The 2951-nt window shown below is 53.5% G+C and carries 2 protein-coding genes; both read left to right on the top strand.

Features of this window, described 5'->3' with window-relative positions:
• Positions 1-188: 188 nt before the first annotated feature.
• Positions 189-1190, top strand: coding sequence for a hypothetical protein (locus PQR40_RS38825; RefSeq protein ID WP_408242206.1), 1002 nt, complete (start codon positions 189-191; stop codon positions 1188-1190).
• A 224-nt stretch (positions 1191-1414) separates the two neighbouring features.
• A complete protein-coding gene (locus PQR40_RS38820; protein WP_408511265.1) occupies positions 1415-2233 on the top strand; it encodes a hypothetical protein in 819 nt (272 codons plus the stop codon).
• Positions 2234-2951: the final 718 nt, after the last annotated feature.

Here is a 2951-nt window from a genome sequence, read left to right as displayed (position 1 = left end):
AAAGCGGCCGCTCGACACCATCTTACAGATCGTCGACAATCGGCACGCCAGCAAGGAGGTTCAATTGCTGACCATGGAGGTCTGCGGCATGACGATCTATCCATGAAGTTGAACTGGGAGCCCGGAGCGAGTTGTTTGAACGATCTTCTGTCGGTTGCAGTCTTTGACCGGATTCAAATTGGATTGCCATGAAACGTCAACGTAATCCTTTCATACTGTCCGCCGTAGATCCGGACCTACTGTGCCCGTGGCTTCAGGTTCGTTTCGAAACCGACGACTTCGAAACCCTTTGTCAGTCCGCCGAACTCGACCTGTCGAAGGACCCAGAACTTGAGAACCCGTATCTTCTAACGCCGGTAACGGTGACTGCCGTGTGCAATGCTTTCGGGATTGAATTCGAGCACGGCTCGCGTGAAGCATTCCTCTACAAGCACACTGGTTCGGGAGCGACCCTCCCTTATCTTGTGCATACCGGTTTTGAACTCGCCTTGATGGTGCAAGGGAGAAAACCCTTTGCGTTTATTGACTTCAATAGCGCCGTACCGACCTCTGTCAGACTAAAAACACGATTTGATGCGTATGTCGCTCAAGGTATATTGCACTCGCATGAGGAAATTTTCGATACTAAAAAACGACCGGGTCATCGTGTTGGGCAAATACTCTACGCAGTTAAGGGCGAAGAATGGCGCATCCCCGCCTTGGAATTCATACGGCAACACATCAACAGGAATGGGGACGGCGTTGAAAACCTGGAACGCCTCGAAGGTGCTTTGCTTGGCTACGAGCGTTGGCAGAATGATTGGTGGATTGACCACCTCGCTAAAAGCGGCGTGACCCTGTACGGCACTCCGCTTATTTGCAAAATAGACCGAGCGCAGTATGATTGGCTCGTTCACGCGGGGTTTCGGGCACTTCCGCCATTTGACGCCCCGACCTTTACGCTCCATTCGCATCATTGGTTGGATGACGGAGCGATGAAGCAGGCAATGCAGGCTGACCCGTGCATCGAGGCGTTTGTCCAGTTCAACGTAGGCCTGCGGCACGTCATGCATGCGGCTGATTTCCGGACCGCTGGTCCCTATGACATTCCTACGTCACTGATTCCGACGATAAACCGCCACCTCGTACGCTCTGTACGAGTTCTGATTCAATGCGGCCAACCGCCCTGTCTCGCTGATCCCGGAGCTTGAATGTGAGTCTTCCCGGCCAGGAACGGCCGGTCGAGACCGCTTCATAGATCGTTGACAGCATGCCAGAACACGTAGGGGTCGGAGAAACGAGATAATATCTGACACGAAGCAAAATCAATCGAATGCGCTATGAATAGAAAATGAATTAAACGTGCTTGCCAAGAGAAGATTACCTAGAAAAATAGACGCATGGGACCATTACCAGGCGCAGAAGGGGAACAGCGATGGGAACAATTCCTGTAGAGAAATGCATAGTCGGCGCGTGGCGAGATACGGTACGCGTGATCGATCAAATGCCGATCCTATTTCTCATTATGTTCGGCGTATCGCTGGGGATTGTGCGGATCGAGAAGGTCATACATCTCTATGCTGCCCTGCGCGCAATGGGGAGACTGCCGCATAGTGGTTTTTACGCTTTGCCGTATTTGCGGGTGCTTGCGAATCATGCTAGCAACATCGGCGAGCCAATTTTGGCCATACCGATCATTCGTTACGTGATTGACGGTGAGAGATTCAAGCTATCGTCGATCAGCCTTCACGCCTATGGTCGATACTTTGTGATCTCGATCATATTTGCGACCGTATTCACTTTAGCGATTGCGATCGTCCAAATTTCACAAGCAGCATTGCAGGCTACGGGAGTGCAAAGTGCGAACATCACCCCAGAAACCCAGACCCTAACAATTCTTCTCCTTATAGGAGCTGGCTATGTGCTTGCTCGCAGCGCATTGCTATTTCCGCATGTCGCGGTGGGTGGAAGGATGCAATGGCGGGCCGCATGGACCGATACACGGGGTCAAGCTCTTAAGGTGGCATGCATTTACGGGATTGGATCGGCGCTTCCCAGCTATCTGGTCGCTCGCTTCGTCCTGCCGTTCCTCCATCAAAGCTTCAATTCGGCTGGCGTGGACTTATTCTCGGAAGCGCTGATTAGGCTAATGGCGTGGACACTTGGAGCGGCAACATTGGCATGGACCTATCGCAAATTCGCGCGAGACATCCGGCTTGCTGCATCTACAACGCATGACCAAATGCTGGCTTAGATACTATTTCGAACGTCTGCTTTTGTCTGACTCGATAGGCCCTTGTGGGTCAGTTACGGAAGTTCAGCTTGCGCCCGAGGCTCGCGCTGTTCGGGCTGACCGCGTACTTCCGGGTTCGGTCAGTTGCGGATGTTGGCACGATGACTCGCCTGGACATCTGAACGTCAGCGGCACCCAGGAAGCTGGCTTTCCCAATCCAACTGCGCCTGCCGCGTCGTTCGCCGAACCGGACCATGCGCTGAGTAAAACTAACTAAAGTGGTCGGAAGCCCCGACGGGCAGAGGAATAGAATTCCGACGGCTCGCTACAGACTTCCAGCGATCCTCCAGTACGGGTAAAGGATACGGTGGTTGCTCCACTGGTGCGAACGATTCTGGCTAAGGGACCAAGACTTCAGTCCTTATGTGTCGAATCTCGGCCCCACGCATTGGCACAACCGTTTTGGCGTAGTTCAGATCTAGCGACCTGATGCCACGACACCATGAGTGGATCGTTGTCCAGACTGGCAACTCATTTCGAGCTCGAGTCCCTTTCGCGTCGTAAGACGCAGCAGGACTGACATAGCTGGACGATTTGTGTTGCCGTGTCTTGTGCGAGGCGAAGATTCACCTCACCAGCGCCTCAAACGCGTTGCTTACTGCGTCGATCGACGCGTCGTCGATATGCCGGTGAACCACGAGGCGCAGCGCACACGGACCACTCGCGCGAATCGCGATGT

Origin of the sequence: Paraburkholderia sediminicola (assembly GCF_046026855.1) — a bacterium.
Lineage (GTDB): Bacteria > Pseudomonadota > Gammaproteobacteria > Burkholderiales > Burkholderiaceae > Paraburkholderia > Paraburkholderia sediminicola_A.
This window is presented reverse-complemented; position numbering and strand designations above follow the sequence as displayed.